We start from the raw sequence: 24,737 nt of genomic DNA, 5'->3' as shown, positions 1-24,737 counted from the left end.
CTTTCGTCTCCTTTTCTCACTTCTGAGAGAGACGTTGTCTATTCCATATCTCGATTATTCCACTATTTGATATATGTTGGTTCGTTCTTCTAACCGGCTGTCCTTCTATTTCTTTCTCGTTCTTCGCAAACATCGTTGGCACGCCAAACGAAACCTTTTCTAAAATGTGACCCGCTTCTTCTGATAAACAATAATCAATAAATAAATCCGCAATAATACCATTCGGTGCACGTTTTAGTTTCGAAATCGCATTAACAGATAGACCTGTTTGCTCAGGTACGATACTTACAACTGGAAAGCCTTGTTTTTGAAGCATTCTCTGGTCTCCCATGAAATTGATGCCTATCATATACTCACCACTCGCAACAAGCTCTACTGGCATGTAACCATTCACTGTTACTTCACCAACTTGCCCTGCAAAGTTCTTAACATATTCTTTCGCTTCCTCTTCACCTACAGTATCAATAAGTGATTGAAAAAACGTATAGGCTGTTCCTGAAACATTTGGATCTGGCATAACAATCTTTCCCTTATATACCGGATTTAATAAATCTTGCCACCTTGATGGATAAGGAAGTCCGAGCGGTGCTAATTCTTCGTTCCACCGCTCTTTATTGATCGCAATTGCCAGCTTCTCTACTTCATAACCGTACCAATAACCATCTTTATCTTTAACAGTTTTTGAAATACGGTTCGCATGCTGGCTCGTAACAGGAATAGATAGATTTTTTTGCTTCATCATTTGATGTGCATCTACCGTACCGCCAATAATAATATCCGCTTTCGGATTTCCAGCTTCCTCTTCTACCCTCCGAAGAAGCTCTTCTGTCGAAAGACGAATAAATTCATACGTACAGCCGCGTGGTTTACAAAATGATGAAAGCAACGCTTCCCCCACTTCCTCGCGAGCCGCTACATACGCAACAAGATGACGATCATTCAAAATAGGGAGACCACTTTTATTATATTTAATAGAGGTCGTATCTCGAGAGCAACTAGACATCGCTCCTCCAATTACTAGCAAAAAGAAGAAAAAGGCTATCTTTCTCATGACACATTCTCCTTTACAAATACATTTGCGAGGGAGCTTTTCATATACATGACATTCCCATTATTATCACCGAGATATTGCACAACAAAATACGATGGATACACAGAAATAGTAAGAATGTCTTCACGCTCATTCTTTATACGCTTACCAGTTTTATAAGCGGTAACATAAGCGATCGGTTCATTCTGTGATTGTAATAACTTCTGAATTTCTCCGTAATCTGTAATTTGCTTTGCATACCGAATCGAATCAAGTATGTGCGTAACATTCACCGCACGTTCTACATCACCTTGACGTACTATGACATCCTGTGCTGACGCAAAAAAATCATGAATACGTTCTGGTGTGTAATACAGGCTTAACAAATACGTTTGCAATGCTGAAATCATTGGATCCGTACCATTCTTTCCGTACATATCAGCCCCGTACTGGAACAAGTCACCTACTGCAAAAGTACGTTTCTGTCCATTCAAGTACGTTACTTCTCCAGTAAATACTTGTTCTTGATTCTTAGCTTCACTCGGATTGATTTGAATTCGGTCAAAGAATGAAACAATCGTATGCAAACGAACTTCATCCGTTATAACAATTTCTCCCCACTTTTCATGCCTAACCTTCATTTCAGTAGGCAGGGATTCATTCACTCTTTGTAAAACAGCTTGTTTGTCATTCACAATTGTGATCCGATTATATATTTGCTTCTCCATCACATAAAACAAAATAAGAGAAACAATTATACAAAGGACAAACATAAGAATTTGAAATGATAGCCTTTTCATTTCTGCCTACCTCCAAGATAAAAAAACGTTGTTTCGAAAATACCGCATAATTGTTTCATAAATGTATCATTTAACCGCTTTCAAGTTTTTTATGTCTTCCATCCTTCTCGGAAGTAAGAATGTAATAAATATGGTAGTACCAACCTCTTCACTACTCTCAATCCGCATGCTTCCGCCCTGCTTATTCATAATCTCCTGACAAATATACAAACCGTAACCATTCCCGTAACTAGAAGAAAGTACCTTCCCTTCTGGCGATTCATTCCACTCTGCCAGCACACCTTCATCTATACCAATGCCATCATCATGAACAAAAACTTTTGCCTCACGTTCATTTACAATGACATTCATACGAATTTGCGCAGCGTCGCTATATTTTATCGCATTATCAAGCACGTTTAAGAAGATCTGTTTCGTCTTATCGAAATCGGCAACAACATATACATCTGTTAACTCATTGATAACTTCAATTTCAAACTTCTGCAGACGAGGTTTCACGATTGAAACTGCTTCTTCGGCTAACTCCTTTATATTAACAACTGTAGGTGATATTTCAAACGTACTCGTCCCGTACTTTGAAGACTTAAGTAATTCCTCTACAAGTGATAATAAACGCTCACTTTCTACAGCGACATAGCGCAAACTCTCCTGTACATCTTCCTTCGCCTTTAACTTCGGAATTAAATCCACATAGCCAATAATCGCCGTTAGCGGTGTTTTTAGCTCATGCGTAATACGGTCTAAGAAATCTTTCTGCTTCTCTTTCTCTTCCTTCAATTGCTTAATATGTAGTTCAATCCCATCAGCCATCGCATTAAAAGACGCTGAAAGCTGCGCAATTTCCACATATTCATTTAGCTCAATCTTACTTTTATAATCACCATTCGCAAGCCGGTGCGCCATTTGTCTTAACTGATCAATCGGCTTATGAAGAGACTTCGCCAAACGAATTGCAAAGAAAATACCTGCAGCTACGAGGCAAAGAGACGTCATTAAAAACGTCCAACCGACATTTGTTAAAACTTCCTTCTCACCCGTTAACTCATTTATAAAACGAACACTTCCAATGACATCGTTTCCATAATAAACCGGGCTTGAAAACAAAAGAATTGGAGCTGGGTCTCCCTCTTCAAACACATAAGATTTCTTCCCCTTCAAGGAACTCTCAATATCAATATTCCGATGAAGAAGCGCTCCCTTTTGCGTATCCGCCACAACATCTCCATTCTTCCCAATCATCTGTACACGGACATCCATGCGCTTCGCTAAATAAGAAGCGATTAAAAGTGAATTCGGACCGAGCGTCTCTACCTCTGCTTCCTTCTCTAAATAATTCATCGTATAAATTTGTGCTTCTACACTTAACTTTTCTAAAGAATTTGCCGCGTTATGATACATATTCTTTTCTAACGTAATATAAACAACTGCGTACAAAAGAACAAATATCGGGATTAATAGTCCAACGATTCCAAACACCATATTTCTTTTTAAAGACATACCATCACCACTTAACAATCTAGTTTATAGCCAACGCCATAAATTGTCTTAATATATTCCCCGCTATTCCCGAGCTTCTTCCGCAATCTTTGTACCATAATATCAACCGCTCTCGTATTTCCGATATACTCAAATCCCCATACTTTCTCAAGTAGCTCATCTCTCATAAATACACGCTGCGGATTGGAAACAAACAACTGACATAAATTAAACTCTCTGTACGTTAACTGAACCTCTTGTCCACTCACATGCACTTTTCTTTCCTTAGGACAGATCGTTATCTCTCCCGCCTCGATTACTTCATGGCTTACCGTTACCTCTTTCTTCTTCACGCGCCGCGTCATATTCTTGACCCGAAGAATAAGCTCCGCATAATTAAACGGCTTCGTCACATAATCATCTGCCCCAAGCTGCAAGCCAAGCAATTTATCATTCATCTGACTCTTCGCAGTTAACATGAGCACTGGAATATCCCGATCCTTCTCTCGGAACAAACGAAGTAATTCATATCCATCTGTATCCGGAAGCATAACATCCAAAATCAAAACATCTGGCCCTTCATTCCATCTCTCTAAAGCTTCTCTCCCGTCAGCCGCCGTAAGCACTTCATATCCTTCCATCTCAAGCTGCATCCGAATCAAATTACGAATACTCGACTCATCATCCACTACAAGTATTTTCATTGTTCTCCTCCTTCCAACCTGTATTATAGTACAGTTTAGTATAGCAAAAATCTTATAAAAAAAGAGAGGGTATTGTCGAACATATGTTGAACGACAATACCCTCTCCTTCACTTATTAGTCTTACTTATCATACCCATTAGGTTTCTTCTGATGCCAATTCCAAGCATGCTCAATGATTGTCTTCACATTTACATACTGAGGATCCCAACCTAACTTCTCTTTCGCTTTCTGAGAAGAAGCAACTAAACGTGCTGGATCTCCCGCACGACGCGGTGCTACTTCAGCAGGAATTTCATGATTTGTAACTTCACGAACTGCATCAACGATTTCTTTAACACTGAAACCATTACCATTTCCTAAGTTATAGAAATCACTCTCTCCGCCGTTCTGCAAGTCTTTAAGACCTAAGAAGTGAGCTGCCACTAAATCTTCAACATGAATATAATCACGGATACAAGTACCATCTGGCGTATTATAGTCATCACCAAACATCATAATCTTCTCACGTTGACCTAACGCCACTTGCAATACAAGAGGAATTAAATGCGTCTCTGGACGGTGATCTTCCCCAATAATACCATTTGGAGTTGCACCAGCCACATTAAAGTATCTGAAAATCTTATAACGTAAATTAGAAGCTTGGCTATACCAATGAAGCATCTTCTCGATTGCTAACTTCGTCTCTCCATACGTATTCGTTGGATTTGTCATCGTTTCCTCAGTAATAAGGTCTACATCTACCTCACCATACGTCGCCGCAGTAGAAGAGAAAATAAACTTATCTACCTTAAACTCATCCATTACCTCTAATAAGCAAAGTGCACCATACACGTTATTATTATAATATTGCAGAGGCTTCTCCATACTAACTCCAACTAAAGAATCAGCCGCGAAATGCATAACCGCCTCAATATTTTCTTGTGTAAACACATCTCTTAAAAATGCTTTATCACGAAGGTCGCCATTATAAAACTTTGCACCTTTCGTAATTGCATCCTCATGACCCGTTTGTAAGTTATCTACTACTACTACAGACAGACCTTCGTCTACTAATTTTTTCACAGCGTGAGAACCGATGTATCCAGCTCCGCCGCAGATTAAGATTGAGTTCATTGTTTTCCTCCTACTATTTTCAGATCTCTTAATGATAAAAAGAAAAGGTATACAGGAACTCGTACACCTTTTATCTCTCCTTCATTACTTAGCTACAAAATAATCAGTTACGTATTGCGCCCAAACTTCATGCCCCTTATCACTTGGGAAACCAAATTCTTCTTTTAAATATGGTAGGATAGCTTTCTTTGATGCATCAGGCCATGCTCCCCAATGATCCACATATGTATAACCATTTTGCGTCGCAAATTGCTTTAACGCCTCAATTGCTTTTGGATAATTCTTCGCACCATACACTGGGTTTGATGGCTGAATCATAATTGTAGCACCCTTTGCACTAGTAGAAAGTGCTTGTACAAATTTTTGCGTACTTGCTACAGAGTTTCCATTACCAGTTTTACCATTGTCAGTAATAAACGGTGGTTCGAATAGAATCACATCTGGCTTTTCTTTCGCAATCTCTTTATCACGTTTATTCGCAATCAGCTCGTCTGTGCTTTCACCCTTATATTCCTTTACCGTCACATTCCATAAACCTTTACCATAAGAAGCATCTAGGTTAGCCGTTAACTTAGCTGCCCAAGCACCTTTTTCAGATGAAGAAGCTTCATCACCAACAATAACAAGATTTACTGCCTTTTTCTCCTCAGCAGCTTTCTTTAACTTTTCTTTCACTTCATCTGGTAAATTCTTCGCATATGCTTCATTAAAAGATGACTTCGCATCTTGTTTCTTCTCTAATTTCTTCGCTTCACTATCTTTCACTTCAGACTTCGTTTTCGTTACTTCACTCGTTTGTCCTGTTGCATTCGCAACCTTCTTATTCCAATATAATTTACCGCTCACAACCGAAGCAACAAACAATACAAAAATAACTAGGACAAGTACTGCTTTCTTATTCATCGATTCACCTCATCTATTATTCTCACAACATATAATACTAATATAAATTCACGCAAAAATAAACCCAACTCCTACCAAAGGAGTTGGGTTATTACATATTACTTAGTCAATTCAAGATGTGCTCTTAACTTATTCGTTAAATCTTGTTTCGCTGCATCTGGAACGTAGTAGTACCAAATACCATCAGCGGCTTTGTGGCCGTCACCTGGGATTTGGATTTCTTCACTGTTCTGCATGCAATCTTTATAGTTCTTCTGAATATCAAACATCTGCTCTTGAGTTAAACTTGTTTTTACGTTTTTCTCAATTGCTTTTAATACATCACCGTAGCTTGCTAGAGAAGATACACTTGCACCTTTTTTAATTACAGCTTGGATGACTTGACGTTGGCGCATTTGGCGACCAAAGTCACCGCGTGGGTCTTCGTAACGCATACGAGAGTATCTTAATGCTTCTGTACCATTAAGATGTATATTCCCTTTAGCGAATTGTGATCCTTCATATTTGAATGCTAAATCATTATTAACATCTACTCCACCAACTGCATCGACAACATCTTTAAAGCCGGCCATGTTCACTTCAATATAGTGATCGACTGGTACATCAAGGAAATTTTCCACCGTTTTGACAGCCATATCGATTCCACCAAAAGCATATGCATGATTAATCTTATCCTTTTTGTCTTTACCTACAATTTCTGTATAAGAATCACGTGGAATACTAGTAATTTTCATAGATTTTTTTTGTGGGTTTAAAGTAAATAACATCATCGAATCTGAACGTCCTGTCTCATCCGCTCTTTGATCCACCCCCATTAACAAAATAGATATTGGCTTATTATCAGCGACATCTACTTTCTTATCACGTTTTTCAGACTTATCACGATCTAATGGCTTATGTACTGCATCTAATGTATTTGATACATTAGAATAAACATAGTATGCATATGCTCCCCCTGCAATTATCAGAAAGCCTATAATACCTAAAAACCAAAAGAGAATCTTCTTTTTCAATTCTTTTCCCTTCCTCCTAATGATATGACTCTATTAGAGATATCATTTTTAATTGTTCTTATTCACTTCCATTATACTAGATAATTAGATTTTAAATAATTTAATTTATTAATGATTTAGATACTTCTCTTTATATCTCTCAAAATCACTTTTTGGTATATAACCATAATATTCGTACTCATCTTTGTAATCAATTTTCTCATTTTTATTAAATCTCTTTACTATTCTAGCTGGGTTTCCCGCAATAATACAATACCCTTCATCAAAACTTTTTGTCACAACAGACCCTGCTCCTACAATTGTATGATTTCCTAAAGTTACTCCGGGTAAAATTACAGAGTTCATTCCAATCCAACAATAATTTCCGATTTCAACCTTTTTTCCAAAGTGCTCCCTGTAATCCAAGATATCATGATTTGCACTTATAATTCCTACATTAGGACCAATGAGTGTATAATCCCCTATATATACTTCCCCTATACCCTGTATATAACAACCGGGTGTTGCCCCTACTGAACTATTAATACCTATACTTACATTTCCCGAAACAATTGATCTAGGATGTACAGGCCAATATATTTTTTTATTTCTATTAAATAACTTATAATATATATATTGTTTTAATGAAATTGGAATTTTATTTTCCCTTATCCTAAAATAATCCTTGAAATAAGTATAATTTTTAATTGCATTTTTCATCTTATTTAGAGGAAACATACTTTTTCTCCCTCAACTTCCAAAATATTTTATTACCATACTTAAGAATTTCATCGTTAATACATAAATTTAAGACTATCACACAAATTATAACCGCCAATACCATCATAATTAGTCCAATCCATAAATTAAATGTAAATATATATATGTATATACCATAAATAGAAAGAGTAATAATGCCTGTAATAACTATTCCCTTTATAAGTTCATACACTGGAAATATTTCTTTAATATCCACATTTAATGTTTTGGCAATTTGATAGCATTGAATAAAAACTAGAAAATAAGTGTTTATTACAATTGCAATTGCTGCGCCAACGACACCAAATTTAATTATTAAAAAGAAGCTTATAAATAAATTACTAAGTAAATTAATTATAGAATTAATTGTATATAATCTATTAAGACCCAACGCCAAGAAAAAAGCCCCATAATAATATATCCGCGCTAGTGCATTCAATTGATAAATTCTAAAAAGATTTGTAGCATTTAGAAAGTTATCTGAAAAAAGAATAACTATAACTTCCTTAGCAAAAATAATAAGAGCTATTGTAATAGGCACTATTATTGTAATCATTACTTTTCCTGCCCGCATCCATAAGTCTATTATTTCTCTATTATTACTTACGTTATATTTATCTTTTAATGATGGAATTAATATGTTAAACAAGGACATTCCTATCAAACCTAAAACTGGGATTTCATAGGAAGCGGTAGCAATCATTGCAAATTCCTCTTTGCTTAGTAACTTCCCTGTAATTAGTTTATCCAAATTTATATTAATTACACCAATTATAGATGCTAATCCTATTGGTACACTAAACATGATTATTTCCCTGATTTTCACAAGAGATACATTTCTAACCTCAAATTTTGTCTTATATATAAAATAAAACAATATTATTATTTTCAAAACTTCCCTTAACAGCAGCGCTAATACAATACCTTCAATGCCCTTTCCACTATATAAGAAAAGTAATAACTGTACAATGAAGAAAAAATTAGGTAGCAATGATACTAATATTATTAGTTTAAACTGATTAAATGCTATAAAAATATTTTCTATAGAAGCATTTGTAAAACTCAGTAAAAACAAAATTAAAAATAGCCAAAAATAATTAGTAAACAAATCTGTATTAAAGTTGTAATCAAAGTAATAAATGCCTAACGCACACACTGGAATTAATAATATATTTAACCCTAACATAACTACGTAAAAATTAGGTAAATATATATTTCTATTCTCTGAGGACATAAAATATAATGCAGCTGATGGTAATCCCAACGATGCTATTGACACTACCAAGGTTATAGCAATAATAATCTGCCTATATTCAGAAAATACCTCTACACTTAGACATCTTGATATAATCATTATAGATATTAAATTTAAACAAACAGTGAATGTTTTACTAAGAAGTAATACTATACTCTTTATTTTATTATCCATGAGATTTCCTCTCCATCTTACTATTTATAACTATTTCATAAAAACCATCTTACCTTTACCAGAAGGAGAAATTCAACATAAAAGAAAAATAGGAATTAAAAAACCTTCTAATTAAAAGGAGGTTTTTTATATTTCTCATTACATTTCAATTGTTTTAAACTCTCTTAATTTATATAAACTATTGAAATTGTAATAACTAATCTTTTTGTTTTTAATCTCAACACAATTACGAGTATCAAAAATAATTGATTTTTTTGCATTATCAATTACTAACTGTTCATCTAATTGTTTAAACTCATTATGATCTGTTAATATAAGCATACACTCAGCATCTTTTACAGCATCTTCAAAACTATACAATTCAAAATTCACTTGGTTACTATAAACATGTGGATCATGAACTGCTATTTCATACCCTTCTTTTATAAGCATATCCACTATTACCATAGCAGGACTTTCACGAACATCATCAATATTTCCTTTGTATGTGATCCCCAAAACAGCAATTTTAGATGTATTATTTGGTACAATCTTCTTCATCTGTTCTACCACGAAAGATGGCATTGAATTATTAATAAGACGTGCATCAGAAATTAATAAGGATTGTTCCGGTGCTTTCTCAATAATAAAATATGGATCTACCGCTAGGCAGTGTCCACCTACCCCTGGACCTGGTAAGTGCAAATTCACCCTAGGATGATGATTTGCTAACTCAATAACTTCTAGAGCATTTACTCCTAAACTTTCCGATATTTTCACTAACTCATTAGCTAGTGCAATATTTACATCCCGGAATGTATTTTCCATAAGTTTAGACATTTCCGCAGTAACTGCAGTAGTCTCAAGGATTTTCCCCTTTACGAAACTACTATATACCTCTGCAGCTTTTTGAGTAGATTTTTTATTTATTCCACCTACAATTCTTGTATTTTCTACTAGTTCAATTAAAATACGACCTGGTAATACACGTTCTGGACAATGAGCCAAATAAATATCCTCGCCTACATTCCACCCCTGTTCAGAAATAATTGGCGCTACTACATCATCAATTGTTCTTGGTGGAATAGTAGATTCTACGATTACTAGACTCTCTTTTCTTAAAAATGGTAAAATAGAATACGTTGCTTCTACCACGTACTTTAAGTTGGCTGTATGATCTGCATTATGTGGAGTAGGAACTGCTATAATAAAAACATCCGCATCAGTAGGTTGTAAACTAGCATTTAATTTCCCTTTAGATACTACCTCCTTAACTAATTCTCCTAATCCAACTTCCTCAATATGAACTTGTCCTTCATTAATCATATCAACGGCTAGCTTGTTAACATCTACCCCTGTAACTTGATATCCATTTTGAGCGAATATGGCTGAAGTCGGTAGTCCAATATACCCCAAACCAACTACGCAAATTTTTTTATTCATATCCATCAATCCTATCCATTTATTTTATATCACTTAGTGAATATTTCCTTTTAAATATAACTATTTAAACCATCGATCCAGTCTAATTTATTTATTGTTTACCAAGTCTACATACCTCTTAGAATTATATTTATAACTATACATCTTCTTCAATTCTGAATAATCAAATTCCATGTCTGATAAACTAATTTCAACTAATTTATTTGCTATCTTTTCTTTTTGATTATCCACGTTTGCAAAAGTATCATTCAATCTAGACCCTATATTTAAAATAAACTTATCCGTATATAGGTAATCAATAATTTTACTAGGAATTTGACTGGTACTTTCATTATTTAAGTTTATTAATGTATCCATCTTTTTCATAATTCCTATAATCTCACTCCTATCTTTGAATCCATTTATCCGGATAGGGAGTTCTTCAACATCTATATCTTCAACTTTTAAAAATTCCTCTAAAGCTGTTACATTCCCAAAATAATGGAAGAATATTTTTTCATTTTTTTCATGAGATAACTTCAAAGCTCGAATAAACTCTACAGGACTTCGTATTCCTTTATAAAAAGAGCCCGCATACATTATATTAAATTTATCTGAATCAATCTCATAATTACTTTCTCTAATTTCTTCTTCGAAAAGTTGGGGGATTACCTTGATTTTTGATTTATTAACCCCTAAATTCGTATAACATTCTATTGCATTGCTAGTGGGAATTACAATAGAATCTACATTATCAAGAATCTTAGTTTCAAAAAAACTATCATGTTTTCTTATCACACGATCAGGATTATATGAAAATGGATCTCCATAATCCGCAATCCAATTTATATCGGGGAATTTTTTTTTCAATAAATGCCCTATAATATGCGTAGAAACTGGTAATCCAACAGTAATAATAGCTTCACAGTTATTATATAATTTTCTTTTTTTTATATAACGATATGCATTAATAGCCCATTCTATCGTCCTATCAGGCCAAACCAAATAATCATAGGCTTTTTTCAATAGTTTATTTAAGAAATTATTTCTTTGTTCATTCAATATATTTCGATTAATATCCCATCTATTTTTACTCCTATGAAGGATAAAACCTGGTTTAACTTGATGTATAGTTAGTGCCTCTGTCTCTAATTCACTTAAGTCTTTATATAATTCACTATGAGGTATAATCAATTCTACTTTATACCCATCTTTTAATAGGGCATTGACAATTCCTCTCACCTGAAAAGCACGTGCTGTATTTTCAGGATAATACCAATAACTATTTACCAATACTCGCTTCATATTTAATGATATTCCCTTCTAAACTGCATTCATCACGGTAATAACAGTTTTACCTTAAACCACTTTTAAATCTACCGATTTTATTCCCTATTTTTCTCCAAATCTTTCATATAAAAATTCTTTATTAAAAATAGCAACGCGAAATATAAAACAATATCATTGTCATATCCTAAATATTGTAAAGATAAAATTATTACAACTGGCAAGATAAATACCAACAAAAATTCAATCTTGTATTTCCCTAAATTTAACAGGAGACTTTTGAATAGAAATACAAAAAACAAAATATATATAATTACTCCTAATATGCCTGTTTCCATAGCAATATTTATAATAAAATTATGCATATTAGTATTCACCAAATGTGGAACATATTCCATTAAGAACTGATAGCTTGAATATAAGCCATTTCCAACCAAATAATTTGTTTGATTAAAGTTTTCAAAAAATGCTTTCCACAATGCTATTCTAGATGCTCCGCCATCTTCACTTGGATCACCAACCCTTAAAATAACATCTGTTACTAGCCCAATTAGACCAATTAATAATAAGGGAACTAGAAATAAAGAAAAGAATCTAATATAACTATTCCTAGAAAATATTTTTTTATAAAAAACATATACAAGTGGTATAACCATTGCAATTTGAGCTGTTCTCGATAAAAGAAGTACTATATTACTAATTGATAGGAAAAGTATAAGAAATTCTCTGATTTTTATTTTTCCATTCAAAATAAAATATACATATATTAACTGTATTAAAAACAATTTAGATGCCCAGATGTTTTTATTACTATGGCCAAAAATCGGCTCCACGGTCCTAGTAATAGCGTACGCATCTATAGAACTTTGTATATTTAAAAAATAGGTAAAAGGTATATTTTGAACAACATATATATATATTATTTGTATAGAACTCAAAATAATAATTAGCTCTAGGTATATTTTGAATTTATCTTTAGTCTCAGGGTTTTCTGGCAATTTTTCCAAAAAGCTGGGCACTACCAATAAAAAACTAAGGTTCACAATAAATTTTATATATAAATTGATATCAAAATTATTAATATAAAAAATATTAAGTACTACTCCATATATTAAAAAGAAAAACAGATACATCTGCCACTTATTGATATTTTTAAAATATGGTAAACACATAAATGTTATTAAAATAAATATGGGTATATATATCTTAACTTCTATAAATAAGCTGAATATTGCAAGCATGATAAAGTATATAATTAATTTATCATATGTTTTCATCAAATTTTTTTCCATGGATTTAATACCTTTTTAAGCTTTTCTTATTTTTCATTAAATTTCCCCCAAATATTTTTGTAAATAAATTCATACATATTATTTTTCAACAAAAATATTGATACCTTATGTTTAAAAGGTAAGTTTCCGGCTAACTTTTCATTTCCGATAATTTCTTGTCTTATCGCCTTTATATCCTTTTTGTTATCTATTAAGTAATTTAAATGATATATTTTCAACCTTAATTCTAAAGTATCAATGCATGGTCTAAGAGATATATCCTTCTTAAAAAATTCTTTAACTAATCTTAAAGTATTAATTAAAGAACTCTCAATCATAGAGTTATAGCTCTTAGTAATTGATCCTTTTCTTTGCACGTAATAGTACATTGCATTATCTAAACAAGCAACTTTATTAGCATAGTAAAGGTATCGAGGCATAAACCCAACATCCTCAAAAAAAGCACGATTTTCAAAATATATATTATTCTTCTTAATTATTTCTGTCCTATATAATTTATTCCAAGCTACAACAAAAGGCTCATCATGTTTACACAAAAAATTTTCTAGAACATTACCATTCAATAACTCTTTGTTAAAGTAATATTCTTTCTCACGTAATTTATTTGCATCCTCATCCAACCAAACCTTTTTGAATCCACAAACTACCAGATCAAGATTATCTGTAATGGTTTTTTCATACAAAATCTCATACATAGATTTATCTAAATAATCATCACCATCTACAAATGCTATAAATTCTCCATTAGCATGGTTAATTCCCGTATTTCTTGCGGCACTTAAGCCACCATTTTCTTGAGAAATTACTCGTATACGTTTATCACACTTTGTAAACTCATTAGCGATATTTACTGTATTGTCACGTGAACCATCATTTATAACTAATATTTCAATTTCCTTAATACTCTGTGCAGTAAGACTTTCCAAACACTTTTCAATATAATCCTCAACATTATATGCTGCTACAACTATACTAATTTTAGGCTTCTCCATAGTTTACCTCCTTCCATTGATTATATAATTCAATAAATTCTTTATTATATTTGGAATCATTGGACCAAGGCCCCATTAAAATGTGATTTTTATATAAAGAGTAATCCACCTGAAAAATATTCGCACTATCTTTAAAATAATTTAAACTTGCAAATTTAATTTCCGTTTCAGTATACATATTCCCTAAATATTTTACCACTTGACTAGCTGTGTGACCCGTGTCTACTGAATCATCTACAACCAAAATTTTATTTATATTCTTCATCTCATGTTTATTCATATCAAAATAAATTTCTCTATCTACATTCTGATTATGAACTCCGGATTGAATTTCTTTACGTCTTAAATATTCTTTAAGGAATTTAGGAATAATTTTTATTACAGGTTTTATAAATTCTTTTAACTTATTTCCCTTACGTACTGCTTGAATTTCTAATAACGGCACCCTTAAGTGCTCACTTATTGTTTGTCCTATTAAAAATGACCCTTTAGCTATAAATATAACTACATCTGGCTGAAAATCCTGTTCAATTTTATTTGCTAATTTTTTGCTTTCTATTTCCAAATTTCTTATTGATAATTCTATACAATTCACTGTATTTACCTCTTTTTATTAATTTAAAAATCCTAGCAAACTTAGTTATATGATGAGCCACCTGTAGGCATTCTTTTTGAACATGTTTTGCCGTTTTTAAATTTTCTTTGAATTTCTGTGGATCACCATTAAACTCTTCCATAACATTGTAATTTCTACCTAATTCTATAAATGTATGCGCATCACTACCTATAGCCTTAGTTGTATTATATCTGTTCGCAATTTCTAATTGAATTTCTGAAAAATACCTCTTTATATTTCTACCATTGTGAACTTCAATGATATCAATTAAATCTATATTTTTTTGAATTTCTTCTTCCACCAAAACTGTTTTATATCTTTTTTCATCATACGGATGAGGAATATATACTATTCCTCCTTGTCTTTTTATCTCTAACATTGTATCTCTTGGGGATTTTCCTGGGCTTATCTTTTCATTTATAAATAAGCCTATTATTTCACCCTTACTAGAAAATATTTCTTCTCCAATAATTACCCTAATGGAATGTTTCTCAAGAAAAGGTTTGAATTTTAATGCACCCTCAATTTCATCATGATCCGTAATCGCTACCACATTTATTCTTCTTAATTTTAACATGAGTAAATAGAACCACTTGCCTAAGGTACTATCATGTGAATAGCAAGTATGGGTGTGTAATTCAACATTTATTCCCATATATTTCTCCTACTTTCTAAACAACTCAAAAAATTTAATATGCTCCTTTGCCGACTACAACATTCTTGACAGTTAATAGCAAAATCTTAATATCAAACCATAATGATGCGTTATAAACATAATATAACTCTAAATCTACCCTTTCTGGGTATCCTACATCACTTCTTCCACTGACTTGCCAATAGCCTGTAAGGCCTGGTTTTACAGATAAAAACTCATTTTTTCTTTCGCCATACTCCATTAACTCTTCTTGGACTACGGGTCTTGGACCAACAAGACTCATTTCACCTTTTAAAACATTTAAAAATTGTGGAAGTTCATCTAAACTAGTTTTTCTTAAAAATTGTCCAGCTCTTGTTATGCGTGGATCTTCATTTGGTTCTAATTTATAATTATTATCTATATATTTTTTATATAATATCCTATTTCCCTTTAATTTTTCCTCTGCATTCACAACCATGGATCTGAACTTATAAATATAAAATTCTTTCCCATCTTTCCCCATACGAACCTGTTTAAAAAAAACAGGACCTTTATTGTCCCCTGCCATATATAAAATCGAAATTAAAAGAAATATTGGAGAGAAAATTATCAATCCAACCATTGCTCCAAGTAGATCCATAGCCCTTTTTAAACATAAATACATGCCGCTAGGCTTTCTTATTTCTAACGCACTTTGTTCTAATGGCTCACTTGCTATCTCACGATTTCCCAAATATATCACCTTTCCTTTATACGTTTATCTTTTCTCTTTTTACAATTTCGTCCATGTAATTAATTAACTCTTCATTTAAATTTTTATGTTGAAGGGCTATTTCAATCGTTGTCTTAATAAATCCAAATTTTTCTCCAACATCATAACGAGTTCCTTCAAAATCATATGCAAACACTCGTTGAATTTCATTTAATCGTTGAATCGCATCTGTTAATTGAATCTCTCCACCAGCACCTGTTTGTTGGTTCTCAAGAAACATAAAAATCTCCGGTGTTAATATGTAACGTCCCATAATCGCTAAATTAGACGGTGCTGTACCTTGAACCGGCTTTTCTACAAACTGACGTACTTGATAACGACGATCATTTTGCTCAACTGGATCAATAATACCGTAGCGATGTGTTTCATTTTCTGGGACTGTTTGTACACCAATAACGGATGATTGTGTTCCGTCGTATTGATCCATTAATTGACGCAAACAAGGCTTTTCCGCTTGTACAATATCATCACCAAGTAATACCGCAAATGGTTCGTTTCCAATAAATTTACGTGCACACCATACTGCATGTCCAAGTCCTTTTGGTTCTTTTTGTCTTATGTAATGAATGTTAATTCTTGAAGAAGCTTGTACCTTTTCAAGCATTTCATACTTTCCTTTTTCTAAAAGGTTTTGTTCTAGTTCGAATGAATGATCAAAATGATCTTCAATTGCACGTTTTCCTTTTCCAGTAACAATAATAATATCTTCAATTCCTGATTCTATCGCTTCTTCTATTATGTATTGAATTGTTGGTTTATCGACGATAGGTAACATTTCTTTCGGCATCGCTTTCGTTGCTGGTAAAAATCTCGTCCCAAGACCAGCAGCTGGGATAATTGCTTTTCTCACTTTTTTCAATTGTAGCCCTCCAATATCCATTTATTTATATGTAACAATAACAAAACCCTACCTATAGAGTCATTTTTATAACTCCATAGGTAGAGTTTCTATTAGAAATAAATTATGGGCATCTAACCCATCCTCACGTCATACTCCCGACGACAAGCGTCTAAGGTAGGTTCGAAATAAAAATTTCTACCCACAGCACGACCGAGTGCCTCCGTTGATAACGGTTAGGAGACATCACCAATTCTTTATTTAAAAAATACCGAACAATTTTTTACGACGAATTTGTTCTGGATCTTCTTTATAAATTGCTTTCCCGCTAATGATTAAATACGGATTCTCTCTTAAATCATTCATAACAGTTGCGCCGAATTCTTTCTCTATCAGTTCATAGCTTTCTGCTAGATGAAATCCTCTTGTTGTTGTGTTATGTGCATCTGATGCAATCATATGTGTTAAATTATGTTCCACAAGCTGCAGTGAAAACTTTTTAATTTTTTTACCAAACTTACCTAGTAAACTACCTGCTGTCACTTGTGTTAATGCACCTTTATTGACAAGGTTATATAACTTATCTGGCCGCTCGATTAACTCGGCATTACGTTCGGGGTGAACGATAATTGGGATCATTCCTTTTACACGTAGTTCATAAAATAGTTGTTCTGCATAACGAGGTACATGATTAGATGGAAATTCAATGAATATGTATTTGTTTGTTTCATTTAAAGTAACGATTTTACCCGCTTCATAGTCTTCTAGTAAATCACCGTATAACCTGACTTCTTGTCCTGGTAAAACTTTCAGCGGGATTTCATGTTGTTGTAGTGCATCATTTAGTTGTTTTACTTGATGAATAATTGAGGTACGTTCATTTATATATTTTCCATTTTGATGGTGTGGTGTTGCGACAATTGTATGTATGCCTTCTGCCACAGCTTGCTGTGCCATTGCTAAACTATCAGTTACTGTCTGTGCACCGTCATCGATACCATGTAAAATGTGACAATGTAAATCAATCATTTGTTTTGTCCTCCCTCTCTTATAATAATCTTTTTTCCCTTGAATATGAGACATCTCATATTCAAGGGAAAAAAGGAGATATGTTCCTCCCATATCTCACTCTTTTCATTAATTTGCACCGTAGTAATAATATAAATTTTGTTCACGTTCGCGATCATTCAAAACAACGCCTAACAATTTACCTTTAGCTGACTCTAACAATCCTTTTGCTTTTACCGCCGTTTCTTTTTCTGTCGATTCACTACGAACGACAAGAATAGAAGCATCACATACATTTGCCATAATTTGCGCATCTGTTACAGCTAAAATTGGAGGTAAATCGAAGATAACTAAATCATACATACTGTACGCTTGCGCAAGCAGCTCTTGCATTGACTTTGATCCTAACAATTCCGCTGGATTCGGCGGAATTGGACCACAAGCTAAAAAGTGTAAGTTATCAACCAATGTTGTTTGTACACATTTTTCTAAACGTTCACTATGTGTTAACACGTTCGTCAATCCGAAAATATTATCAACTTGAAACATTTGATGCATCGCTGGTTTGCGCATATCTGCATCAATTAATAATACTTTCTTTCCTTGTTGAGCGAACACGACTGCCATATTTGCTGTTGTCGTCGTTTTCCCTTCACTTGGATTCGCTGATGTTACCATTAATGAATGTAAATTCGTATCAACAGCTGCAAACTCAACATTCGTTCGAATATTACGATATTGTTCTGAAATTGGTGATTTCGGTTGTTGATGAGCAATTAATTGACGACGTTGACGATGATTCTTCTTCTTTTTAAATAAATTAAGAGCCAATTGTTTGTCCCCTCACTTTTCTTGATGATGGAGCGTGTGATTTCACGTTCATTGTTTCTTCATCCATACGAGCTACAATACCTAACACTGGTAAACCAAGTAAGTTCTCTACATCTTCTTCTTTTTTTACTGTGTTATCTAAGTATTCTAGTAAGAATGCAAGACCAACTGCGGCCATTAAGCCAACAACGAAGGCAATTGCCACATTTAACATTGGACGTGGTTTAATTGGAGATTGATTTTCTGCAACTTCTGCTTTAGATAGTACTGTTACGTTATCCACGTTCATAATTTTTGCAACTTCACCTTTAAATACATCCGCAGTTGCATTCGCAATATCACGAGCTACTTTTGGATCTTTATCATCAGCTGTAACAGAAATAACTTGTGAATCTTTTTCATTCGCAACATTAACCTTCTTCGTTAAAGCTTGCGCTGTCATATTTAAATTTAATTTTTCATTTACTTGTTCTAAGATTACTGGACTTTTAATAATAACCTTATATGTATTCGTTAATTGAATATTCGTTTGAACTTCACCAGCTTGAAACATCGATCCCTCTTGTTTCTTCTGGTTAACAAGAATTTGCGTCGAAGATTGATAGATTGGTGTCATAAAGAAGAAGCTAATGATAGCACTTACAATAGCTGCACCAAAGGCGATTACGAGGATCATTGCTAAACGTTTTTTTAAAATATGAAATAACTCTTTCAAACTAATTGTTTCTTCCATAAGTTCCTCCAACTTTCTAAATTTTACACATAACAAAAATTATAACATATAATCTTACATTTTTTTATTTTAGTAATATCTATGTACGATTGTTATTTAAAAACATATATAATCTTACAAAATAATCTTAAATATGACAACACATTCCATCAATTTGCCAAAAATTCCATTATATCATGTTTTTTATATAATACGATACTTAATTTTAAAATAATTCAAAAAAGCTAGCAAAAAATTACTAGCTTTAAAAAATACTATTTCATACATTATTTTCTAATAATATCCATATTGTTCTTGTTCTTCTCTTTTATCGTTTAATATAACACCAAGTAGTTTTCCAGATGCTTTATCTAATATTTGTTTTGCTTTTATTAGTTTATCTTTTTCTGTTTTTTCACTGCGTGCTACTAATATAACTCCATCACATTTATTAGCGAGTATTTGTGCATCTGTAACGGCTAATACAGGTGGTGTATCAATCAAAACGATATCAAACATGTTATATGCCTCTAGAAGTAATTCGTCCATTTTACGATACCCAAGTAGCTCTGCTGGGTTTGGTGGGATTGGACCCGCTGACATAACATATACGTTCTCTATGTCTGTTTTTTGAATACATTGCACAAATGATGCTTGTCCTGATAATAAATTCGTTAATCCATTTGGATTGTGTGCAGCGAATAAATTTTGCAATGTTGGCTTACGTAAGTCAGCTCCAATTAACAATACTTTTTTACCTTGTTGTCCAAAAACAACTGCTAGATTAGAAATGGTCGTTGTTTTCCCATCACCTGGATCTGCCGAAGTGACAATGATAGAACGAATATGGTTATCTACAGATGTAAATTCAATATTTGTACGGATATTACGGTACTGTTCCGTAATGCGTGACTTAGGCTCTTTATGTGTAATTAATTGTCGTAATGGTTTTCTTTTTTTTCTCCCGAACATGGTATGATCTCCTCTTTTCAAAATGCGACACTTTCCCCTTTATCTCTCTATGTTCGATATGCTACGCTCATTTTTCATTTGTTTATACTGTTAATTTTCCCCATCACTTTCCTCTACACTTCATCATAACCAATCATAATAAGCTTTGTCCTACCTCATAACCTTTATAATGTGACAACCGCGTCTCTATTTTTATCGCGCTATCATTTATCTTAATTTCAAGATATTTATAGCGTCATTATATACGAATTTCCATTCATTTACAACAAGAATTCTGATTAATCTGTATTTTAATATTTCGGATAAAAAATATATGAATTAAAAAAATTCTCCTGCATGTTGCAGAAGAATTTTTTTAATTCACATCTATTCTTTTTTATCACCAATCGCAAATGTAATTTCAGCTTCACATGCAACTTCACCATCTACTGTTGCGATTGCTTTTCCTTTTCCGATTGGACCACGTACACGCGTCATTTCTACTTCTAGACGAAGTTGATCACCTGGACGTACTTGTTTTTTGAAACGACAGTTGTCGATACCTGCGAAGAAAGCAAGTCTTCCGCGGTTTTCTTCTTTCTTTAATACAGCAACTGCTCCAACTTGTGCTAATGCTTCTACAATAAGTACACCGGGCATAACTGCGTAGTCAGGAAAGTGCCCGTTAAAGAATTCTTCGTTTGCGGATACATTTTTAATTCCAACCGCTCTTTTTCCTTCATCTACTTCTAATATTTTATCAACAAGTAAAAATGGATAGCGGTGAGGAATGATTTCTTTAATTTGTTCTATATTTAGCATATAACAATCGCCCCTTTTGTAATATTGGTCTTACCACTTGGACATATTGTTTATTATCCCATTTTGTTTATTGTTTGTCATTATAAAGTGAAACTTTAATATCTTTTCAGCTTTATATACAAAAAAATGCACACACTCTATTCCCTTAAAATAGTTGCATATCCTTGCAACTGACACGGAGGTAGAAAAGAGTGTATGCCCAGATTAGGGAAAGGCAATATGTATTAAAACATGATTTGCCTTAATGTCGTATTCGACTCATTATATTATAAACGTTTTCAAATACGGAAATATTAAATTTAACCATATATATGAATATTTTACCTATATTCTTCGTTTTTCTTTATTTTTCTTCTATTTTCTCAAAAAATCGAAATAAAAAAATAAAAATACAAAAAAAGAACTAAGGTTTACACCTTAGTTCCTTTCACTTTATCGTAAAGCACGCTTTGGTAATCTATCGATATTCTCTAACATAATACCTGTACCAACCGCAACGCAGTGCATTGGGTTTTCAGCAATTAACACTGGTACTTTTAGTTCTTCTGCTAGAAGCATGTCGATACCGTGTAGTAAAGCTCCACCGCCTGTTAGAATGACACCGCGGTCGATGATGTCCGCTGATAATTCTGGTGGTGTGCGCTCTAGTACGCCTTTTGCAGCTTGTACAATAACAGCCGCATTTTCTTTTAATGCTTCTGTAATTTCTTCTGAGCATACTGTAATTGTACGTGGTAAACCTGTTACCATGTCACGTCCGCGAATTTCAAGTTCTTCGCTACGTGCACCTGGGAATACTGTACCAACTTTAATTTTAATATCTTCTGAAGTACGTTCTCCGATTAATAGCTTATACTTACGTTTAATGTAGTTTAAGATCTCCATATCAAACTTATCGCCAGCCATTTTGATAGAGGAAGAGGTAACAATATCACCCATAGATAGTACAGCGATATCTGTTGTACCTCCACCAATATCAACAACCATGTTACCACTTGGTTGGAAGATTTCCATACCAGCACCAACTGCAGCTACTTTTGGTTCTTCTTCTAAAAATACTGTTTTACCACCTGAACGTTCAGCAGCCTCACGAATTGCTTTTTGTTCTACTGATGTGATATTTGTTGGACAACAAATTAAAATGCGAGGTTTTGAAAAGAAGCTCTTTACGTCCAATTTGTTAATGAAATACTTTAACATTGCTTCTGTAATTTCGAAATCTGCGATTACACCATCTTTTAGTGGACGAATGGCTACAATATTACCAGGCGTACGTCCCACCATACTTCTTGCTTCTTCACCTACTGCTAATACTTTACCTGTGTTACGATCAATAGCAACAACAGATGGCTCATTTAATACAATACCCTTACCTTTAACATGGATTAATACGTTAGCCGTACCTAGGTCAATTCCGATATCTCGCGCAAACATTCCCGTTTTTTCCTCCTCGATATTCAAAATCAGGTTACACCCGAATTCTTTTACACCTAATTTCTGATTTTATCATAAATTTAACAGAAACGTAATATTCGCAAAAAGAATTCTTCTGAAAAATATTACCGAATTGAAACGGAATGTTCACGATTGTACCTTTATTGACGTACCGGCTTTTCTACATCTTCTTTTCTATACTTTTGTTTTGTTGCTTCTCCGCCTCTTAAATGACGAATAGACTTATGATAATCAAGAATTTCTTTCACTTCATTTGCGAGCTCTGGATTAATTTCTGGTAGACGTTCCGTTAAATCTTTATGGACTGTACTCTTTGATACCCCAAATTCCTTTGCAATGACACGCACTGTCTTTCTTGTCTCCACGATATACTTACCAATCTTGATAGTTCTCTCTTTGATGTAATCGTGCACACCACTCGCCTCCCTAAATTGGATGTGAGAAGGGTGAAATGAGCCTCGCTGCATACGACTAAGAAGTAAGTGTGAGTGCTGTTTGTAAGCGTTAAACATTCTTGGATTTATAATGAAATGATTCACGATTTCTCACCTCAAACACTCTCTTTGCTTTGGTTTATACCATTGTATTGCCCGCACTACTGATATATGCTACATGTTCACTATTTTTGCGGACTAAGTTAAGAAAAATTACGTTTTTTTGTGAGAAATACGTTAACAGTGACTATTTTGGCGAAAAAAATGACACCTTGTATACAAGGCGTCATTCTTCTCGTTCTAACTCTTCTTCTAACAATTGATGGTGGGGAACCTCTTTCTTACCGGCAATGTAATAATATAAAGTAAATAAAACAAACAATAAAATAATAGCAGTCGACAGAACAAACAAAAATGACACAGTATCCCCTCCTTTTTGTAATATATATTCGAGAATCTCGTCATTTTTCCTTGTTATTGCAACTTTTTTCTCGAAAATGAGTATTTTTATATGGAAATAAAAAAATCAGCTCTCCTAGTGAGAACTGATTTTTTCACTTTCTTATTCTTGTAAAGAAGAACTGTTAGATGATTCTGTAGAACCATTTGTTGATTTTTCTTCTTTCTTCGGTTCTTCTTTTTTGTCACTAGTTGAACCGCTAGTTGATTTCTCTTCTTTTTGAGACTTGTCTTCTGTTTTACTTTCTGGTTTCGTGCTCGTTGACTTTTCTTCTTTTTGAGATTTGTCATCAGCTTTTTTACCAGAAGCGTTCGTTGCCTTTGCAGCACCTGCATCAGCTTTAATTTCTGCTACTGACTTATTTAAGTAGCGCTCAGGGTTCACAGCCACATTGTCTTTACGTACTTCAAAGTGAACGTGAGAACCTGCTTCTTTATTCATTGCACTTAGACCGGATTTTCCTAATACTTCACCTTGTACAACTCGTGCACCTTTTTCTACTTTTACACTGCCTAAGCTTTGATAAGAAGCTGCTACACCATTTCCGCTATCAACTGTTACAACATAACCAAGAAGTGAATCTTTTTCAGCTTTCGTTACTGTACCACTTAAAGCAGCTGTAACATTGAATTCTTTTCCATTCTTCGCAGCAATGTCAATTCCTTTGTTCGGGGAATATGTGTTGTTATAAAAGACAAGTGCTTTTTCTTGTTCCGCCTCAGTTGCTGCATCTTCATAGAACTTCTTCTGTACAACTACTTCCGCATTAGCAGGAGCTGGCATTTTCACTACTTCTGAAGACTTCGTTACTGGTACTGCTGGATCTTCTGTTTGTGTATACGGCGTTGCTTGATCTTGGTTCGGAGTCTTCTTCGGATTAGCTCCTTGGAACCATAGTGCAACCATTAAAATTACCGCTGCACAAGCAATGTATAGTGCCGGAAATACCCATCTTTTTTGAAATAAATGTACTACCTTTTGCGACTTTTTATTATTTCTTCCTCGCATTCCATCATCACCTC

At 33.6% G+C, this 24,737-nt stretch carries 26 protein-coding genes; all 26 read right to left on the bottom strand.

The window, feature by feature from the left end; all coding sequences use genetic code 11:
- Nucleotides 1-16: 16 nt before the first annotated feature.
- The 26 genes from QCI73_RS01260 to spoIIQ all read right to left on the bottom strand — a co-directional run bounded on the left by QCI73_RS01260 (nucleotide 17) and on the right by spoIIQ (nucleotide 24,723).
- Nucleotides 17-1,051: an ABC transporter substrate-binding protein gene (locus QCI73_RS01260; protein WP_001225632.1), complete on the bottom strand. Its 1,035-nt coding sequence runs from the start codon at nucleotides 1,049-1,051 to the stop codon at nucleotides 17-19.
- Nucleotides 1,048-1,830: a DUF3919 family protein gene (locus QCI73_RS01255; protein WP_048552974.1), complete on the bottom strand. Its 783-nt coding sequence runs from the start codon at nucleotides 1,828-1,830 to the stop codon at nucleotides 1,048-1,050. Before QCI73_RS01255 ends, QCI73_RS01260 begins: the two co-directional genes overlap by 4 nt.
- Before the next feature lie 66 nt (nucleotides 1,831-1,896).
- The gene (locus QCI73_RS01250; RefSeq protein ID WP_098298439.1) at nucleotides 1,897-3,327 is read right to left on the bottom strand and encodes a HAMP domain-containing sensor histidine kinase; all 1,431 of its coding nucleotides are present in this window, start codon (nucleotides 3,325-3,327) and stop codon (nucleotides 1,897-1,899) included.
- Nucleotides 3,328-3,338: 11 nt separating this feature from the next.
- Complete coding sequence (locus tag QCI73_RS01245) at nucleotides 3,339-4,010, bottom strand: response regulator transcription factor (protein ID WP_000699576.1); 672 nt, start codon at nucleotides 4,008-4,010, stop codon at nucleotides 3,339-3,341.
- Between the two features lie 121 nt (nucleotides 4,011-4,131).
- On the bottom strand, nucleotides 4,132-5,124 hold the full coding sequence (gene galE, locus QCI73_RS01240; RefSeq protein ID WP_353822382.1) for a UDP-glucose 4-epimerase GalE: 993 nt from the start codon (nucleotides 5,122-5,124) through the stop codon (nucleotides 4,132-4,134).
- A gap of 84 nt (nucleotides 5,125-5,208) precedes the next feature.
- Nucleotides 5,209-6,027 carry an SGNH/GDSL hydrolase family protein gene (locus QCI73_RS01235; RefSeq protein WP_353822381.1) on the bottom strand — a complete coding sequence of 273 codons (819 nt, stop codon included), beginning with the start codon at nucleotides 6,025-6,027 and terminating at the stop codon, nucleotides 5,209-5,211.
- Between the two features lie 98 nt (nucleotides 6,028-6,125).
- Nucleotides 6,126-7,040 carry a polyisoprenyl-teichoic acid--peptidoglycan teichoic acid transferase TagU gene (tagU, locus tag QCI73_RS01230; RefSeq protein ID WP_483299576.1) on the bottom strand — a complete coding sequence of 305 codons (915 nt, stop codon included), beginning with the start codon at nucleotides 7,038-7,040 and terminating at the stop codon, nucleotides 6,126-6,128.
- A 108-nt stretch (nucleotides 7,041-7,148) separates the two neighbouring features.
- Complete coding sequence (locus tag QCI73_RS01225; protein ID WP_270695327.1) at nucleotides 7,149-7,757, bottom strand: acyltransferase; 609 nt, start codon at nucleotides 7,755-7,757, stop codon at nucleotides 7,149-7,151.
- Complete coding sequence (locus tag QCI73_RS01220; protein ID WP_353822380.1) at nucleotides 7,741-9,207, bottom strand: oligosaccharide flippase family protein; 1,467 nt, start codon at nucleotides 9,205-9,207, stop codon at nucleotides 7,741-7,743. Before QCI73_RS01220 ends, QCI73_RS01225 begins: the two co-directional genes overlap by 17 nt.
- 138 nt (nucleotides 9,208-9,345) lie before the next feature.
- Complete coding sequence (locus tag QCI73_RS01215) at nucleotides 9,346-10,629, bottom strand: nucleotide sugar dehydrogenase (RefSeq protein ID WP_353822379.1); 1,284 nt, start codon at nucleotides 10,627-10,629, stop codon at nucleotides 9,346-9,348.
- Between the two features lie 87 nt (nucleotides 10,630-10,716).
- Nucleotides 10,717-11,913: a glycosyltransferase family protein gene (locus QCI73_RS01210; protein ID WP_270695332.1), complete on the bottom strand. Its 1,197-nt coding sequence runs from the start codon at nucleotides 11,911-11,913 to the stop codon at nucleotides 10,717-10,719.
- Between the two features lie 80 nt (nucleotides 11,914-11,993).
- Nucleotides 11,994-13,172 (bottom strand): O-antigen ligase family protein, encoded by a 1,179-nt coding sequence (locus QCI73_RS01205; RefSeq protein ID WP_353822378.1) that lies wholly within the window; start codon nucleotides 13,170-13,172, stop codon nucleotides 11,994-11,996.
- 41 nt (nucleotides 13,173-13,213) lie between these two features.
- A complete protein-coding gene (locus QCI73_RS01200; RefSeq protein WP_353822377.1) occupies nucleotides 13,214-14,179 on the bottom strand; it encodes a glycosyltransferase family 2 protein in 966 nt (321 codons plus the stop codon).
- Entirely contained in the window at nucleotides 14,166-14,774 is a 609-nt protein-coding gene (locus QCI73_RS01195; protein ID WP_270695336.1) for a phosphoribosyltransferase, read from the bottom strand. Before QCI73_RS01195 ends, QCI73_RS01200 begins: the two co-directional genes overlap by 14 nt.
- Nucleotides 14,713-15,450, bottom strand: coding sequence for a PHP domain-containing protein (locus QCI73_RS01190; protein WP_270695337.1), 738 nt, complete (start codon nucleotides 15,448-15,450; stop codon nucleotides 14,713-14,715). The genes QCI73_RS01195 and QCI73_RS01190 overlap by 62 nt, the downstream gene beginning before the upstream one ends.
- Before the next feature lie 34 nt (nucleotides 15,451-15,484).
- Nucleotides 15,485-16,096, bottom strand: coding sequence for a sugar transferase (locus QCI73_RS01185; protein ID WP_270695348.1), 612 nt, complete (start codon nucleotides 16,094-16,096; stop codon nucleotides 15,485-15,487).
- Between the two features lie 85 nt (nucleotides 16,097-16,181).
- Nucleotides 16,182-17,063 (bottom strand): UTP--glucose-1-phosphate uridylyltransferase GalU, encoded by an 882-nt coding sequence (galU, locus tag QCI73_RS01180; protein ID WP_353822376.1) that lies wholly within the window; start codon nucleotides 17,061-17,063, stop codon nucleotides 16,182-16,184.
- A gap of 240 nt (nucleotides 17,064-17,303) precedes the next feature.
- On the bottom strand, nucleotides 17,304-18,071 hold the full coding sequence (locus QCI73_RS01175; protein WP_353822375.1) for a tyrosine-protein phosphatase: 768 nt from the start codon (nucleotides 18,069-18,071) through the stop codon (nucleotides 17,304-17,306).
- Between the two features lie 108 nt (nucleotides 18,072-18,179).
- Nucleotides 18,180-18,881, bottom strand: coding sequence for a CpsD/CapB family tyrosine-protein kinase (locus tag QCI73_RS01170; protein WP_353822374.1), 702 nt, complete (start codon nucleotides 18,879-18,881; stop codon nucleotides 18,180-18,182).
- Nucleotides 18,871-19,614 (bottom strand): YveK family protein, encoded by a 744-nt coding sequence (locus QCI73_RS01165; RefSeq protein WP_353822373.1) that lies wholly within the window; start codon nucleotides 19,612-19,614, stop codon nucleotides 18,871-18,873. The genes QCI73_RS01170 and QCI73_RS01165 overlap by 11 nt, the downstream gene beginning before the upstream one ends.
- 273 nt (nucleotides 19,615-19,887) lie before the next feature.
- Entirely contained in the window at nucleotides 19,888-20,565 is a 678-nt protein-coding gene (locus tag QCI73_RS01160) for a CpsD/CapB family tyrosine-protein kinase (protein ID WP_000467939.1), read from the bottom strand.
- 366 nt (nucleotides 20,566-20,931) lie between these two features.
- A complete protein-coding gene (gene fabZ, locus QCI73_RS01155; protein WP_000931959.1) occupies nucleotides 20,932-21,366 on the bottom strand; it encodes a 3-hydroxyacyl-ACP dehydratase FabZ in 435 nt (144 codons plus the stop codon).
- 432 nt (nucleotides 21,367-21,798) lie between these two features.
- Nucleotides 21,799-22,800, bottom strand: coding sequence for a rod shape-determining protein (mreB, locus tag QCI73_RS01150; protein WP_000457987.1), 1,002 nt, complete (start codon nucleotides 22,798-22,800; stop codon nucleotides 21,799-21,801).
- 161 nt (nucleotides 22,801-22,961) lie between these two features.
- Entirely contained in the window at nucleotides 22,962-23,234 is a 273-nt protein-coding gene (gene spoIIID, locus QCI73_RS01145; RefSeq protein ID WP_000544012.1) for a sporulation transcriptional regulator SpoIIID, read from the bottom strand.
- A gap of 307 nt (nucleotides 23,235-23,541) precedes the next feature.
- Nucleotides 23,542-23,676, bottom strand: a complete 135-nt coding sequence (locus tag QCI73_RS01140; protein ID WP_000008903.1) for a hypothetical protein — start codon at nucleotides 23,674-23,676, stop codon at nucleotides 23,542-23,544.
- Between the two features lie 141 nt (nucleotides 23,677-23,817).
- The gene (spoIIQ, locus tag QCI73_RS01135; RefSeq protein WP_353822372.1) at nucleotides 23,818-24,723 is read right to left on the bottom strand and encodes a stage II sporulation protein SpoIIQ; all 906 of its coding nucleotides are present in this window, start codon (nucleotides 24,721-24,723) and stop codon (nucleotides 23,818-23,820) included.
- Between the last annotated feature and the right edge of the window lie 14 nt (nucleotides 24,724-24,737).

Origin of the sequence: Bacillus cereus group sp. MG16 (assembly GCF_040459875.1) — a bacterium.
GTDB lineage: Bacteria > Bacillota > Bacilli > Bacillales > Bacillaceae_G > Bacillus_A > Bacillus_A paranthracis.
The sequence above is the reverse complement of the archived record's forward strand: the minus strand, read 5'-3'. Positions and strand labels throughout refer to the sequence as shown.